Source organism: Amycolatopsis sp. NBC_01488 (assembly GCF_036227105.1).
Taxonomy (GTDB): Bacteria; Actinomycetota; Actinomycetes; order Mycobacteriales; family Pseudonocardiaceae; genus Amycolatopsis.
The window spans coordinates 128,387-143,665 of the sequence record NZ_CP109434.1 but is presented as its reverse complement, the minus strand read 5'-3'; the positions used below and the strand labels follow the sequence as shown (position 1 = coordinate 143,665).

Genomic DNA, 15,279 nt, shown 5'->3' with positions numbered 1-15,279 from the left:
ATGGCAACGCTCGACGGCCGCCCGCGCGCAGCGGACGGCCGTCGGGGTGGGTGGTTTCAGGGGGTGGCGGGGCGGCCCGCCGTCATGCCGAGCAGGGCGCACAGCGCGGCCACCAGGCCGAGCGCGCCGCACAGCCACCAGACGCCGTTGCCGAGCGCGACCCACGCGGCGACGCCGAACAGCGGCCCGAGCGCCATGCCGAGGCCGAAAGTCGCCTGGTGGGCGCTGATGTAGCGCGCCTTGACGGCGGCCGGGAACGTCGAGGGGTAGGCGAACATCGTCGGCCCGTTGATCATGATCCCGAAGACGAACACCACCGTGCACGCGACGAGCGCGACCGCGGACCCGCCGCTGATCCCGAAACCGGCGACGCCCAGGCCCATCAGCACGGTCCCGGCCGTCGCGGCGACGTGGCCCGGCCAGCGCGTGACGTACGAGGTGATCTTCAGCTCGCACAGGATCAGCACGGCCGACGCGGTCACGAGCACGACGCTGTAGAGCCCGGCGGAGTGCCCTTCGGCGGTGATCTTCAGCGGCAGCGAAACCGTGTACTGGACGTAGATGACCGAGCCGATGAGCACCGAGGCCAGGAAGAACCAGAACCGGCCGTCGCGCAGCAGGATCCCGTACGCGGCCCGGGTTCCACGCTCGGCCGGCGTCTCGCGCCCGACCCGGAGGTCGGGCAGCAGCCGGACCGCCAGCACGGCGTAGAGCAGCGCGGTCGCCGCGTCGAACCACAGCAGGAGGTTCCAGTCGAGCAGGATCAGGCCGGCCGCGATCAGCGGGCTGAGCGCCGCGCCGAGGTTGAGGGCGATCCGCATCATCGAGAAGCCCATGACGCGGTCGGCGTCGGGCATCAGCTCGCTGAGCAGAACGGCGGCCGCGGGCCGGTAGCTCTGGGTCGCGAGCCCGGCGAGCAGCAAGGCGGCCATCAGCGCGGCGAAGAGCCCGGGACGGCCGAAGAACGGGACGAGGGCGAGGATCACGGCCGAACCGGACATCGCGGCGGTGATCGTGGCCCGCGGGCCGATCCGGTGGACCAGCTCGCCGCCGACCAGCCCGCCGAGGACCGAGCCGACGCTGTACGCGGCGATCGCGATGCCCGCCTGTCCCACGGAGAACCCGCGGAAGACCAGGTACAGCACCATGAACGTCTGGACGAACGCGCCGAGCTGGTTGACGAGCACGCCGGCGAGCAGGGAGCGGACCGGCGTTGGCGTCCGGCGCAGGACGGCCAGTACGCCGGTGGGTTCTTCGGTGGTGGTCACGGCCGAGCCTCCAGGTGGCTTGCGAAGGGGGTACCGCACCGCGATCCGTGGTGCCGGCTTCCTCATTGCAGCGGCCTGGCCGGTTGACCGGCAGAGTTGGTTTTACCGGAAAATCAATTCCTGCGTGACGTGGACTACTCCGGTAATCGGAGCGTGACGCCGTTGTCGCGGAATTCGCCTTGCCCGCGCCCGGCCGGACGCAGCGATTGCTGCATCCGGCCGGTCCGCGCGGGAATCAGAGCCCGACGATCAGTTCGTGGTCGATTTCGACGAACTCGGTGATCAGGTCGGCGAACTTGCCCGCGATCAGTTCCTTGTAGGCGGCCGACCCGGTGTGCGCGTCGTAGGCGGCCTGGTCGGCGAAGTGCTCGACGAACAGCAGGAAGTCCGGCTTGGCGGGGTCGCGGTACACGCGGAAGGACAGGGTGCCGTCCTCCTGTCCGGGGCCGAGCGGCGCGAAGTCGTGCACGAGCCGCTCGGCCTCGGCCTGCTTGCCCGGCTTGAGGGGGATGGGGAACACCTTCGCCAGCATGGGAAACCTCTCGGTAGTGCGGTACGTGATCGGGACCCACTCTGCCGAGCGCGGGCACCCGCGTCCGGCCAGATCCGGACACGTCTTCTCGCGGGGTGCGCAGCTGCGGCGGTCATGTCCGGATCTGGCTAGCGCGGCCCCGCCGGATCGCCTACACCTGGGACATGACGACTTTTTCGGCCGTGGTCACGACCGGCATCTACTGTCGTCCCGGATGCGGGGCGAAGCCGCTCGCGGAGAACGTGAAGACGTTCGAGCTGGCCGCCGAGGCCGAGGCCGCGGGGTTCCGGGCGTGCCTGCGCTGCCGCCCCTACCGCGTCGCCGGCCCGGTCGCCGCCGACGCGCCGGAGCTCGTCTGCCGCGCGGTGCAGCTCATCATCGCCGGGGCGCTGGACACCGGCACCGAAGCGGCGCTCGGCCAGCGGCTGGCGGTGTCGCCGCGGCACCTGCGCCGGCTCTTCCACGACCACCTCGGCGTGACGCCGGACCAGCTCGCCCGGTCGCGGCGCGCCCACTTCGCGCGCCGCCTGCTCGACGACTCCGACCTGACCGTCGCGGACGTGGCGTTCGCCGCCGGGTTCGGCAGCCTGCGCCAGTTCAACCGGGACATGAAGCTGGTCTTCCGCGCGTCCCCGGTCGAGCTGCGCAACCGGCGCCGCAAGGCCGACCGGATCGCCGCGGACGGCGGCCTGACGATGCGGCTGCCGTTCGCCCCGCCACTGCACTGGGAGGCGCTCAGCGCCTTCCTCGCCGAGCGCGCGGTCCCGGGCGTCGAGTCGGTGCGCGACGGCGTCTACCGGCGCACGATCAGCCTCGACGGCGAAGCGGGCGTCATCGAGGTCGGCCGCGGCGGCGACGACCACCTGCTGCTGACCGCGCACATGCCGTTCTGGGAGGGGCTGATCCACGTCGTCGACCGCGTCGGGCGGATGGTCGGGGTCGACGCCGACACCGCGCCCGCCGAGGCGGCGCTGGCCGACGACCCGGTCCTGGGTCCGCTGCTGCGCGAGCGGCCCGGCCTGCGGGTGCCGGGCGCCTGGGGCTTCTTCGAGGTCGCGGTGGAAGCCGTGCTGAGCCAGTACAGCGTCCGCGCGCGGGTGCGGCGGCAGCTGGCCGCGCTGGTCGAAGCGGCGGGCCAGCGCGTGCCGGGCCTCGAACACGGCTTGACCCACCTCTTCCCCTCGGCCGAGACCCTGGCCCAAGCGGACCTGGCGGGAGCCCGGCTGCCCGCCACGACCGCGCGGACGCTGCGCACGTTCGCCGCCGCCGTGGCCGCGGACGAAACCCTGCTCGACCCCGGGGCGAGCCTGGCCGACTGCACCGCCGCGCTGACGGCGTTGCCCGGCATCGAGCAGAGCACCGCCCAGGAGATCGCGCTGCGGCTGGGGCACGCCGACGCCTTCCCGGCCACCGAGCGCACGCTCGAGACGATGCTGCTCGAGCACGACGTCTCCGCCAACGCCGGCCGGCTGGCCGCCGCCTGGCACCCGTGGCGCGCCTTCGCCGCCACCCACCTGATCGCCGCCGGCGTACCGACGCCGGCCGCCTGAACACACGCAAAAGGAGAACGGATGTCCACCAAGCGGCTCGCCGAACGGCTGCGCGCCCTGCACACCGACCGCACGCTGGTGCTGCCGAACGCCTGGGACGCCGCCAGCGCGGCCCTCATCGCGCGGGCCGGTGCCCCGGCGATCGCCACCACCAGCGGCGGGGTCGCCTGGTCCGCGGGACGGCCCGACGGGCACGGCCTGACCCGCGAGGAGATGGCCGAGTCGGTCGCGCGGATCGTGCGCGTCGTCGACGTCCCGGTGACCGCCGACATCGAGGGCGGCTACGGCCCGGCCGAGGACGACGTCGCCGCGACCGTCCGCGCGATCGTCGAGGCCGGCGCGGTCGGGATCAACCTGGAGGACTCGACCGCCCCCGGCGGCCCGCTGTTCGACGTCCCGGCCCAGGTCGGGCGGGTCCGCGCGGCCCGCGACGCGGCGACCGCGGCCGGCCTGCCCGAGCTGTGGATCAACATCCGCACCGACGTCTACCTGTTCGGCATCGGCGAGCCGGAAGGCCGCCTGGACGACGTTCTGACGCGCGCGGGCGCCTACGCCGCGGCGGGCGCGGACAGCCTGTTCGTACCCGGCCTGATCGACCTCGAGACGCTTCGCGTCCTCGTCAAGGAGAGTCCGCTGCCGGTCAACGTGATGGTGTGGCCGGGCGCTCCGACGGTGGCCGAGCTGGAAGCGGTCGGCGTCCGGCGGATCAGCGTCGGCACGGCGATCGCGCAGGCCGCCTACGCGGTCGCCCAGCGCGCGGCGGCCGAACTGCTGGAGCAGGGCACTTACACCGCTTTGGCGGGCGGCCTCGACTTCGGCGCGGTCAACAGCGCCGTGACTGCCTGATCCTTCCCCCGGGCAGGGCCGCGACGGATTTTCGTCGCGGCCCTGTCTACTTCCGGTTGCACCCCGTTGATTTTCCTTGGTGGACAACCGTTTCCATCAATTAATCCGCTGGCTTCAATCACTTCCACGACCGAGAAGAAGACCTCGAAGGAAGTGATGTGATGACCGTAGTCGAGCCGCTGTCCGTCCGGCCGCCCGAGACCGCCGCGGAGATCCTCGCCCGGGCGCTGGCCCTTGCCCCGGTGTTGCGGGACCGCGCCGAAGAGATCGAGCGGGCCCGGCGGCTGCCCGCGGACGTCGTGGACCTCCTGCGCGGCACCGGCGTCTTCCGGATGGGGTTCTCCCGCGCTCACGGCGGTCCCGAGCTGACCTCGATCGAGCAGACCGAGGTGATCGAGGCCCTGTCCTACGGCGACGCCGGGGCCGGGTGGTGCGCGATGATCGGGTCGGACACCGGGCTCTACGCCTCGTTCCTGGACCACGCCGTCGCCGAAGAGATGTTCCCCAGCCTGGACACGGCGACCGCGGGGCTGCTCTTCCCCAACGGCCGCGCGGAAATCGTCTCCGGCGGCTACCGCTTGACCGGCCGCTGGCAGTTCGGCAGCGGTGTCACGCACGCCGACTGGGTCGTCTCCGGAGCGTTCCTGTACCGCGACGGTGAGCCCGAGCACGACTCGATCCTGCTCATGGTGCCGAAGGCCGACGTCGAGGTGCTCGACACCTGGCACACCACCGGCCTGGCGGGCAGCGGCAGCTGCGACTACACGATCACCGACGTGTTCGTGCCGGCCGAGCACACCCTCGTCTTCGCGGACGTCCGCGGCGGCACGGGCCCGCTGGCCCAGCCCGAGGTGCACATGCGGAACATGCCGGGCGTCGCGCTCGGCGTCGCCCGTGCCGCGCTGGACCACGCCACGGACGCCGCCGTCTCCGCCGGCCGCGAGGACGACTACCGCACGCAGACCACGATCGCCGACTGCGAAGGCGACTTCGCCGCCACCCGCGAGGGCGTCTACGGCGCGTTGCGGCGCCAGCACGAAGTCCTGTCCGCGGGCGGCACCCTCGACGACCTGACCCCGCGCGAGCGGGCCGCGCTCCCGCTCTCGCGGCGGCACGCGTTCCGCACCGCCCGGTCGATCGTCACCCGTCTCTACGACCTGGTGCAGACCACCGCGATCTACCGGCCGTCGCCGCTGGACCGCTGGCTGCGCGACACCACCACGATGTGCCAGCACATCGTGGCACAGGACCGGATCCTGCAGACCGCCGGCGCCCACCTGCTCGGTGGCCGCCCCGCGTTCCCGCTGGCCCTCGGCATCACCTCCAGCCGGCGCTGACTCCACCCCACCCACAGAAGGAAGAAACAATGAGAAAGCTCAAGGCCGCCGTGTGCGCGGCCGCCGTGCTGGCCGTGACGCTCAGCGCGTGCAGCACCCCGAGCGGCACCACCGCCGTTCCGCCGCCCGACGGCGCCGCCGCGCCCGCCGGCGCGGCGACCATCGACCGTGACGCGGTCATCAGCTACAGCGAGACCGAGCCCGCCAACCCATTGGTGCCGGGCAACACCACGGAGGTCGGCGGGATCAGCGTGCTGGGCACGCTCTTCCGCGGCCTCATCGAGTACGACGCCAAGACGGCCGCCCCGCACAACGCCGTCGCGGACTCGGTCACCACGACCGACTCCAAGGTGTGGACGATCAAGCTCAAGCCCGGCTGGACGTTCCACGACGGCACGCCCGTCACGGCGAAGAGCTTCGTCGACGCGTGGAACTACACCGCGTATTCCCCGAACCTGATGGCCGGCGCCAGCTACTTCTCGCACGTCGTCGGCTTCTCACAGGTCAACAACGCGACCGCGGACGGCAAGCAGCCGGCGACCCTGCCGGCGGCCAAGGAGCTGTCCGGCCTGAAGGTCGTCGACGACAAGACGTTCACCGTCAGTCTCGACGCGCCGTTCTCGGAGTTCGGCGTCCAGCTCGGCTACGCGGCGTTCTTCCCGCTGCCGGCGAGCTTCTTCGCCGACCGCAAGGCGTTCGAGGCGCACCCCGTCGGCGACGGGCCGTTCAAGTTCGAGTCCTACACGCCGGGCAAGGACCTCGTCGTCAAGCGGTTCGACGGCTTCGCCGGCGCGCAGAAGCCGAACATCGGCGGCGTCGACTTCCGCTTCTACACCGACCTCGACCAGGCCTACGCCGACGTCCTGAAGAACAAGCTCGACTTCCTGTCGTTCACGCCGTGGACGTCGACGCAGGGCGGCAAGATCAAGAAGGACCTGCCCGAGGACCGGCGCAAGACCTACACCTACCTCGGCTACCAGGCGATCGCGTTCCCGCTGTTCGACAAGCGCTACGCCAGCCCGCAGTTCCGCCAGGCGATCTCCATGGCCATCGACCGGAAGGCCATGATCCAGCAGGTCTTCAACGGCGGCCGCACCCCGGCCGACGGCCTGGTCGCCCCGAACGTCCAGGGCCACCTCGACAACCAGTGCGGCGAGCTGTGCACCTACCAGCCGCAGAAGGCGAAGCAGCTGTTCGACGCCTCGGGTTTCCAGGGTGACATCGAGCTCACTTCGAACATCGACTCCGGCAACCAGGAGTGGATGGAGGTCATCTGCAAGCAGATCCAGGCCTCGCTGGGCCGCACCTGCAAGTTCACCCCGCAGACCACCCTCGGCGACTTCCGCAAGCAGCTGAACAACCGGACGGTCACGGGCATCTACCGCTCGGCGTGGGTCGCGGACTACCCGTCGATCGAGAACTTCCTCAACCCGCTGTTCCGCACCGGCGCGGCTTCGAACGTCGGCCAGTACTCGAACCCGAAGGTCGACGCGCTGCTCCAGCAGGCCGACGCCGCGCCTTCGCAGCAGCAGGGCCAGGCGCTCTACCAGCAGGCCGAAAAGCTCGTCCTGCAGGACATGCCGACCATCCCGATCTGGTGGCAGTCCGGCACGGCCGCCTGGGCGTCCCGGCTGCACAACGTCCAGCCCACCCAGTTCCGCGAGCTCGACCTGTTCAGCGTCACCGTCGGCAAGTAGCTCCCTGCGGCGCGCCGTGACCCGGCGCGCCGCAGGTCGATCCGGAAAGAAGAGCAGACATGACCGTCCACGAAGTGGATGTCCTGATGATCGGGGCCGGCCCGGCGAACCTCGCGCTGGCCGTCGCCCTCGAGGAGTGCGGCCGGTCCGGCGTGGCCCGCGGCGCGCTGATCCTCGAGCAGTACGAAGACGTGAAGTGGCAGCGCAACCTGATGTTGCCGTGGGCGCGCAGCCAGGTGTCCTACGTGAAGGACCTGGTGACCCTGCGCAACCCGCGCAGCCGCTTCTCCTTCCTCAACTTCATGCACGAGCGCGGCGAGCTCGACGAGTTCGTCAACCTCGGCACGTTCAACCCGTTCCGCTGGCAGATCTCGGCCTATCTGCAGTGGGTGGCCGACTCGCTGGAGCAGGTGAAGGTCCGCTACAACGCCCGCGCCGAGCGGGTCCTGCCGATCCACGCGGAGTCGGGCCGGGTGCTCGGCTTCACCGTCCCGCTGTCCGACGGCGACACGATCCTCTGCCGCGACCTGGTCATCGGCGGCGGCCGCGACGCCCACGTGCCGGAGGTCTTCCGCGGGCTGCCGGCCGAGCGGGTCGTGCACAGCACCGAGTTCAGCACCCGCATCGCCGAGACCACCGGACTGGCCCGTCCGGGCAAGCCGCTGCGGCCGGTCGTCGTCGGCGGCGCGCAGAGCGCGGCCGAGATGTTCATGGCCCTGCACCAGGAGGCGCCGGGCTCGTCCCCGACGCTGCTGCTGCGCTCGATCGCCCTCAAGGACTACCAGACCAGCAAGTTCGTCAACGAGCTGTTCTTCCCGTCCTTCGTGGACGAATTCTTCACGATGTCCGAAGAGGCGCGGGCGAAGGTGCTGGAAGAGATGCACCTGACCAACTACGGCGGCCTCGCCGCGCCCTTCCTCGAAGAGCTCTACACGATGCTCTACAAGCAGAAGATGCTCGGCCAGCCCGTCTCGACCATCCGCGGCTCCGCCGACGTCGTCGGCTCCCGGACGGAGGCGCTGCCCGGCGGCGGCGAGGAGATCGTGCTCGACGTCCGCGACCTCAAGCACGACACGGTCGAGCAGGTCCGCTGCGACGCGGTGTTCCTCGGCACCGGCTTCGACCCGCGGATGCCTTCGATGGTCCGCGGCCTGGCCGACGCGATCGGCCTGGATGCCGTCTCCGTCAACCGGCGCTACCGGGCCGACCTCGGCGACGGCGCCCACGGCGCGCTGTACCTGCAGGGCGTCAACGAGGCGACGCACGGCATCTCGGACTCGCTGATCAGCGTGCTGGCCCAGCGCTCGGCCGAGATCGCCGGCGACATCGTCGAACGGCGCGGCGCGGATGAGGACCTTCGCCGCTCCGACGAGTCCGTGGGGGTGGGGGTGTGATCGACATCCGCCGCCTCGACCGCGACCACCTGGAACGCGCGTACGGGCTCGACTCGCAGCGGCTGCTGCCCTGGCCGGAGCTCAACGCGCCGTTCGAAGGCGCGTGGTGCATCCTGCGCCCCGGCACCACGTCCACCGCGCACTCGCACCACGAGTACGAGATCTTCATCGCCGTGGCCGGTGCCGCCACGCTGGTCGTCGACGGCGTGCGGCACCCGTTCACCGCCGGGGACGTCGTCCGGCTGCCGCCGGGCTCGACGCACTGCGTCACCAACGAAGGCGAGGCGGACTTCGAGTACTACGGCGTCTGGTGGGATCCGGAGATGGCCGCCCAGTTCACGGCCCGCCACGAAGCAGGCGTGTCATGAGCGCCCGGACGGTCGTCATCTCGCCCGCCCCCACGGCGAACGGCGACCTGCACCTCGGGCACATCGCCGGCCCGTTCCTGGCCGCCGACGTCCACACGCGCTACGCCCGGTCCCAGGGCCGGGAAGTGTTGCTGGGCACGGGTTTCCAGGACACCTCGACGTTCGTGGTGACGACCGCGCACCGCCGCGGCGTCACCCCGGAGGAGCTGGTCGCCACTTCGGCGGCGCAGATTTCCGCCAGCCTCGAGGCCATGGGCATCGGCGTCGACGGCTACACCGGCGACGACGACCGGTTCACCCAGTGGGTCGTCGACTTCGTCGGCCGGCTGTACTCGGCGGGCAAGCTGGAACTGCGCACGATGAAGTTCCCGTACTCCTCGCGTTCGGAGCAGTTCCTCGTGGACGGGTTCGCGGCCGGCAGCTGCCCGGAGTGCCTCGCCGAATGCTGCGCGGGGCTCTGCGAGAGCTGCGGGCAGCTGGTCGCCGCCGGGGACCTGCTGGACGTCCGGTCCACTTTGGACTCGTCGGACCCGGTCGTGCTGCGCGAAGCGGACGTGCTCGTGCTGCCCGTCGAGCGGTACCGGGTGCGGCTCCAGGAGCACTTCTCGCGTCACGCGGCGGGGATGCGGCCGCACATGGCGCAGGCGATGGCTTCGATGCTGGCGCGGCCGTTGCCGGACTTCCCGGTGACGTACCCGACTTCGTGGGGCATCGAGGTGCCCTTCCCCGAGGTCGCGGGCCAGCGCGTCAACCCGAACGCCGAGCCGATGGCGTGGAGCATGCACTGTTCCGCGCTGTCCGCGGAGAAGCGTTCCGGCCCAGTGCCTTCGGAAGACGCGTTGTGGCTGGCCGGCGCGGGTTCGGAGATCGTGTACTTCCTCGGGTTCGACAACATCTACCCGTTCGCGATCGCCGGCCCGGCCATGCTGCTGGCGCTGGACGGGCGCTACGACCTGCCGACGCGGTACCTCACCAACGAGTTCTACGAGCTGGACCACCGGAAGTTCTCCACCAGCCGCGGGCACGTGGTGTGGAGCCGGGAACTGGCCGCCGAGGTGCCGCGGGACCTGATCCGGTTCCACCTGGCCGCGACCAGTCCCGAGCACCAGCGCACCAGCTTCAGCCGGGACGGCCTGGCGCGGGTGACGTCGTCGCGGCTCGTCGAGCCGTGGAACCGGGTGGCGGACAAGGTGAACCGGTGGGTCGGGCTCGGCCCGCTGCCGGTGTCGGCACGGTCGCGTCGCGCGGCTTCGCGGATGGCTGCGCGGTTCGCCGAGTCGTACGAGCTGGCGGGGTTCAGCCTGAACCGCGCGGCGGAGACGATCGCGGAGCAGCTGGCGCGTTTGGACGGCCGCACGGTGACGGGTGCGAACGCGGGCGACTTCTGCTTCGAGGTCGACCGCCTCCTGCGCGGCGCGGCGCCGATCCTCGTGGATCTGGCATCGCGGCTCCCGGTGGCGGACGCCGGGGTGGACGCGGAGTCGTTCACCCCGGCCGCCCTGCCGCGGCTGCGGGAAGCGGAGGCCGGGAGATGACCGCCGGCACCCGGCAGGGAAGTGCGACGGTCACGCGCGCGGCCGCGGACCTGCCGAGCGAGGTGGCGGCCGAGTTCGGCGGGGTCGCAACGCTGCCGGCCGCGTCCCGTGGTGGCCGGACCACTGGTACCCGTCGCGACAGCCTCCGGGTCGTCGTGGTCGGCGCGGGGATCTCCGGGCTGCTCACCGCCATCCGGTGCGTTCTCGACGGGCACCGCGTGGTCCTCCTCGAACGCGGTCCCGTGCCGCATCCGGGGGCCACCTCCTTCGACCAGCACCGCGCGTTGCGGGCGCTCGTCGTCGGGGATCGGGCGGCCACGCGGCGGGCCGCGGAGCTGCACCGCCGGTGGCGTGAGCTGGACGCGCTGCTCTGCGACCATCTGCCGGGTGCCGGGCTCTACCGGCGGGTCGGGGTGCTGCAGGCCCTGCCGCCCGGGCTCGTCCCGGCGGCGGTCGCCACGGCGAGCTCCGCCGGGGTGCCCATCCGGATCGTGCACCCCTCCGCCTACCCCCTCGTCGGATTCCCGCGCAGCAGCGGCGCCGTGCTCGAACCGCACGCCGGGACGCTGCTCGCCGACCGCGTGCTGCACGCCGCCGCGCGCTGGCTGCGGCACCACCCGGACGCCGAGCTGCGGCCCGGCCGGGAAGCCGTCGCCGTCGACGCGGACCGGGCGAAAGTCCACCTCGCCGACGGCACGGCCGAGTCCGGCGACGTCGTCCTCGTCGCCGCCGGGCCCTGGACCGGGGCGCTGCTCGACCAGCGGGTCGAGCTGCACCGGCAGACCATGGTCTACCTGCGCCCGCCCGCCGCGCTCGCCCACGCCTGGGCGGCGACGCCCACTGCGGGCGGGCTCGGCGCCGACGGGCGGGCCTGGCTGCTGCCCTCGGTGGCGGGCACCCTGCTCAAGGTCAGCACCGACGCCGTCCGGCGCGAAGTCACCACCCTCTCCGGCCCCGACGACGACGCGGGCTGGGCGGCCCGCGTCCTCGCGGCCGGCGTCGTGTCCGATGTGGACGCTTACGACGTCGTGCGGGTCAAGCACTGCCACTACGCCACCGCCGAGGGCGGCGACACCGGCTTCGTCCGCGTCGGGCTCGCCGCATGGGCCCGCCCGGCCAGCGGCCCCGACGGCTTCCGCACCGCCCCGCTGGCCGCCGACGCCGTCGTCGCCGAACTGGCCGGCCAAACCCTCGTTCCCTTGCTGCGAAAGGACCTTCGATGACCTCGAACCCGGGCGCGCTGCTCGTCATCGGCAGCGGTCTCAAGCTCTACCGCGAATACCTCGTCCGCTCCGTCGCCCGCCGTGCCCGCGAACACGGCCTGCGGCTGGTCCTGATCAACAACCTCAAGCCCACCTGGCAGCACGAGTACTTCGACGACATCACCGTGGTCAACGTCTTCGACCACGCGCTGCTCGCCGAGACCGCCCGCGACCTCGCGACCCGCTACACCGTGGCCGGCGTGCTCTGCTGGGACGAACCGCTGGTCATGCCCGCGGCCGAGCTGGCCGCCGAGTTCGGCGTGCCCGGCCTGAGCATCCCCGGCGTGCACGGCTGCCGCGACAAGCACAGCTGCCGCGTCCGGCTCACCGCCGCCGGCCTGCCGCAGCCCGGCTTCCACCTCGCCGCCGACCTCGACGACGCCCGCGCGGCGGTCGCCCGGATCGGCTTCCCGGTGGTCGTCAAGCCCCGCGCGCTCGGCGCCAGCATGGGCGTCTCGCTCGCCCGGGACGCGGCGGAGTTCGACGCCGCCTACCGCGTCGCCCACGAGGCCAGCCTGGTCGGCGACGAGCCCTACCGCGGCGGCGCGATCATCGAGGGCTTCGCCGACGGTCCCGAGATCAGCATCGACGGCGCCATCCACAAGGGCGAGTACCTGCCGATGTTCGTCGCCCGCAAGAGCACCGGGATGCCGCCGTTCTTCGAGGAGACCGGCCACGTCGTCGACGCGAACGACCCGCTGTTGCGTGACGAAGAACTGCTTCACGTCCTCACCGAAGCCCACCGCGTGCTCGGCATCGAGAACGGCATCACCCACACCGAGGTCCGGCTCACCACGAACGGCCCGGTGATCATCGAGATCAACGGCAGGCTCGGCGGCGACCTCATCCCGTTCCTCGGCAAGACGGCCACCGGCATCGACCCGGGCAGCGTGCTGTTCGACGTCGCCACCGGCCAGCGCTCGGACGTCGCCCCGACGCGCTCCGGGGTCGCCGGCATCCGCTTCGGCTACCCGGACCACGACTGCGTCGTGCACTCGGTCGAGGTGCCGTGGGACGCGCCGGGCCTGGTCATGGCCTCGCCCATGGTCGAGCCGGGCACCACGCTGCGGCTGCCGCCGGGCGGCTACATCGCGCGTCACTCGTTCGTCGTGTGCGAGGCCGACGACGCCGAGACGTGCCGGCAGCGGCTGGCGCACGCGGCCGCGCTGGTCGAGGTGGCCGCCGTCGAGATCGAGCCGCCGCCCACCGGCACCACCCTGTCCATGCCGGCCGGACTCCTGGACGTGGACGAATGAGCATCCACTACGACGGCCGCCGGTTCCGCGCGCTGGGCGGCGGCGACGGCACGTACGCGGAGTACCGCCAGCAGGGCGACCTGGTGTGGGCCGAGTTCGAAGGCGGCCACGTCCTGCGCGGCACGGTGACCGGCACCTGCGACGCCGCCGGCGTCCTGCGGCTGGCCTACACGATGGTCCTGGCGAGCGGCGAGGTGATCGCCGGGCACAGCACCAACACCCCGCAGTGGCACGGCGGCACCCTGGTGCTGCGCGAGGTCTGGGAACGCTACGGCGAGCACGCGGCCACCGGCGTCTCCTACCTCGAAGAAGTTCCGGTGGCGGTGGCGTCGTGACGGCCTGGGAAGCCTTGCGGGGATGGGGCGAACTGCGGTTCCCCGGCGACTCCGGCTTCGCGGCCGTGACGCCGGTGAACCGGCGGTTCGCCGCCACCCGCCCCGCGGCGGTGCTGACCGTGACGAGCGCGGCCGACGTCGCCCGCGCCGTCGAATGGGCCCGGGCGGAGTCGGTGCCCGTCGCGGTCCGCGGCGGCGGGCACAGCTACGCGGGCCACTCGGCGGGCCCCGGCCTGCTGCTCGACCTCGGGCGGCTGTCCGGGATCCGCGTCGAGGACGGCACCGGACGGGTCACCGTCGGCGGCGGGACGCCGATGAAGGCGCTCTACGCCGGGTTGCGGCCGTGGGACCTGACGTTCCCGCTCGGCAACTCCGACACCGTCGGCATCGGCGGCCTGACCCTCGGCGGCGGCGTCACGACGATCTCTCGCGCGCACGGCCTCACGTGCGACGCGCTGGTCTCGACCGACATCGTGCTCGCTTCCGGCGAGGTCGTCACCGCGTCGGCGTCGGAGCATCCGGACCTGTTCTGGGCCTGCCGCGGCGGCGGGGGCGGGAACTTCGGCGTGAACACGAGCTTCACGTTCCAGGCGCGCCCGGCCCCGGCCGGCTCGACGTGCGTCGTGCTCTGGGCGTGGCCGCACGCGGTCGAGGTCCTGGCCGCGATGCAGGAGATCATGCTGGCCGCGCCGGAGGAGTTCTCCGCACGGATCGGCGTCGCGCGCTCGGCGGGCGAAGACGGCGTCGTCTCGGTCGTGGGCCACCACCTCGGCCCGGCGTCGGACCTGTGGGAGCTGCTGGCGCCCGCCTTCGCCGTCGCCGCTCCCGACCGCGTCGACATCGAAGACCGCGATTTCTGGGCCGCGGCCTCCTTCCTGCACCACAGCAGCGAAGGCGGCGCGTTCGCGGTCCGCACGCGGTGCGCGCCGCACGCGCTGGCGGACGCCGGGCTGGAGGCGCTCGTCCGGGCCGTCGAGAAGTGGCCCGGCAGCGGCAACCCCGACGGCGCCGGGGCCGCGCTGTTCGCGTGGGGCGGGGCGATCGGCCGGGTCCCGGTGGCGGACACCGCGTTCCCGCACCGGGACACGAAGTTCCTGCTGAGCCTCGACACGTCGTGGACCGAGCGGGACACGCCGGACGTCGTCCGGGCGAACCTGGACTGGCTGCACGCACTGCACGCCGAGACGGGCGAGTTCGCGCCGGACGCGTCGTACGTCAACTTCACCGACCCGGACCTCGAGGACTGGCGTGGCGCCTACTACGGCCCGAACGCCGCGCGCCTCGCCGAGGTCAAGCGCCGGTACGACCCGGACCGGTTCTTCTCCTTCCCGCAGGCGTTGTGATGGCCGACCTCCGTGGTGCGATGCGCACCTTCGCGACCGGCGTGTGCGTCGCCACGACGTACCTCGACACGCCGGGCGGACGGCGGCACGACGCCGTCACCGTCAACTCCCTGGGGTCGATCTCCCTCGACCCGCCGCTGGTTTCGCTGGCGTTCCGGAAGGAGTCGGCGTTCCTGGCGGACCTCCTCGAAACCGGCCGCTGGGTGGTGTCGATCCTCCCGGCGGACGCGCGGGAGGTGGCCCGCCGGTTCGCCGGCCCGCGCGCGTCGCGCTTCTCCGAGATTGCGCTGCTGGAGGCAAAGCCGGGGCAGCGGACCGGGGCGCTCGTGCTGGACGGCGCGAGCTGGCTGGAGTGCGCCCTGACCGAGAAGTTCGACCTGGGCGACCACACGCTGGTCGTCGGCGAGGTGCTGGCGACGGGCCACGACCGGCACGCACCGGCGCTGGTCTTCGTGCACGGCGGCTACCACACGGTCACCGACCCGCGGCAGGTTTCCGGGCCGGGGCAGTGGGGCGAGGCGCTCTAGGGGTCATGTCCGAATCTGGCTAGCCCGGC

At 72.3% G+C, this 15,279-nt stretch carries 14 protein-coding genes; 12 read left to right on the top strand and 2 right to left on the bottom strand.

What is annotated here, in order from left to right; all coding sequences use genetic code 11:
• Positions 1 to 56: 56 nt before the first annotated feature.
• Together OG738_RS00670 and OG738_RS00665 are read right to left on the bottom strand one after the other, a co-directional pair.
• Positions 57 to 1,268 carry an MFS transporter gene (locus OG738_RS00670; protein ID WP_329050332.1) on the bottom strand — a complete coding sequence of 404 codons (1,212 nt, stop codon included), beginning with the start codon at positions 1,266 to 1,268 and terminating at the stop codon, positions 57 to 59.
• 235 nt (positions 1,269 to 1,503) lie between these two features.
• Positions 1,504 to 1,788: a putative quinol monooxygenase gene (locus OG738_RS00665; RefSeq protein ID WP_329050330.1), complete on the bottom strand. Its 285-nt coding sequence runs from the start codon at positions 1,786 to 1,788 to the stop codon at positions 1,504 to 1,506.
• Positions 1,789 to 1,964: 176 nt separating this feature from the next.
• On the opposite strand from OG738_RS00665, the gene OG738_RS00660 reads away from it, so the two are divergent.
• The 12 genes from OG738_RS00660 (at position 1,965) to OG738_RS00605 (ending at position 15,250) form a co-directional block, all read left to right on the top strand.
• Positions 1,965 to 3,350, top strand: coding sequence for an AlkA N-terminal domain-containing protein (locus OG738_RS00660; RefSeq protein ID WP_329050328.1), 1,386 nt, complete (start codon positions 1,965 to 1,967; stop codon positions 3,348 to 3,350).
• A 21-nt stretch (positions 3,351 to 3,371) separates the two neighbouring features.
• Positions 3,372 to 4,196 carry an isocitrate lyase/PEP mutase family protein gene (locus OG738_RS00655; protein WP_329050326.1) on the top strand — a complete coding sequence of 275 codons (825 nt, stop codon included), beginning with the start codon at positions 3,372 to 3,374 and terminating at the stop codon, positions 4,194 to 4,196.
• A 161-nt stretch (positions 4,197 to 4,357) separates the two neighbouring features.
• The gene (locus OG738_RS00650) at positions 4,358 to 5,533 is read left to right on the top strand and encodes an acyl-CoA dehydrogenase family protein (protein ID WP_329050325.1); all 1,176 of its coding nucleotides are present in this window, start codon (positions 4,358 to 4,360) and stop codon (positions 5,531 to 5,533) included.
• A gap of 29 nt (positions 5,534 to 5,562) precedes the next feature.
• Entirely contained in the window at positions 5,563 to 7,230 is a 1,668-nt protein-coding gene (locus OG738_RS00645; protein WP_329050323.1) for a peptide ABC transporter substrate-binding protein, read from the top strand.
• A 59-nt stretch (positions 7,231 to 7,289) separates the two neighbouring features.
• Positions 7,290 to 8,624: a SidA/IucD/PvdA family monooxygenase gene (locus OG738_RS00640; protein ID WP_329050321.1), complete on the top strand. Its 1,335-nt coding sequence runs from the start codon at positions 7,290 to 7,292 to the stop codon at positions 8,622 to 8,624.
• The gene (locus OG738_RS00635; protein WP_329050320.1) at positions 8,621 to 8,992 is read left to right on the top strand and encodes a cupin domain-containing protein; all 372 of its coding nucleotides are present in this window, start codon (positions 8,621 to 8,623) and stop codon (positions 8,990 to 8,992) included. Before OG738_RS00640 ends, OG738_RS00635 begins: the two co-directional genes overlap by 4 nt.
• Positions 8,989 to 10,527 (top strand): class I tRNA ligase family protein, encoded by a 1,539-nt coding sequence (locus OG738_RS00630; RefSeq protein ID WP_329050319.1) that lies wholly within the window; start codon positions 8,989 to 8,991, stop codon positions 10,525 to 10,527. The genes OG738_RS00635 and OG738_RS00630 overlap by 4 nt, the downstream gene beginning before the upstream one ends.
• Positions 10,524 to 11,750, top strand: a complete 1,227-nt coding sequence (locus OG738_RS00625) for an NAD(P)/FAD-dependent oxidoreductase (RefSeq protein WP_329050317.1) — start codon at positions 10,524 to 10,526, stop codon at positions 11,748 to 11,750. Before OG738_RS00630 ends, OG738_RS00625 begins: the two co-directional genes overlap by 4 nt.
• Positions 11,747 to 13,045 (top strand): ATP-grasp domain-containing protein, encoded by a 1,299-nt coding sequence (locus OG738_RS00620; RefSeq protein ID WP_329050316.1) that lies wholly within the window; start codon positions 11,747 to 11,749, stop codon positions 13,043 to 13,045. The genes OG738_RS00625 and OG738_RS00620 overlap by 4 nt, the downstream gene beginning before the upstream one ends.
• Positions 13,042 to 13,380: a hypothetical protein gene (locus tag OG738_RS00615; RefSeq protein ID WP_329050315.1), complete on the top strand. Its 339-nt coding sequence runs from the start codon at positions 13,042 to 13,044 to the stop codon at positions 13,378 to 13,380. Before OG738_RS00620 ends, OG738_RS00615 begins: the two co-directional genes overlap by 4 nt.
• Complete coding sequence (locus OG738_RS00610) at positions 13,377 to 14,723, top strand: FAD-binding oxidoreductase (protein ID WP_329050313.1); 1,347 nt, start codon at positions 13,377 to 13,379, stop codon at positions 14,721 to 14,723. Before OG738_RS00615 ends, OG738_RS00610 begins: the two co-directional genes overlap by 4 nt.
• Positions 14,723 to 15,250 (top strand): flavin reductase family protein, encoded by a 528-nt coding sequence (locus OG738_RS00605; protein WP_329050312.1) that lies wholly within the window; start codon positions 14,723 to 14,725, stop codon positions 15,248 to 15,250. Before OG738_RS00610 ends, OG738_RS00605 begins: the two co-directional genes overlap by 1 nt.
• Positions 15,251 to 15,279: the final 29 nt, after the last annotated feature.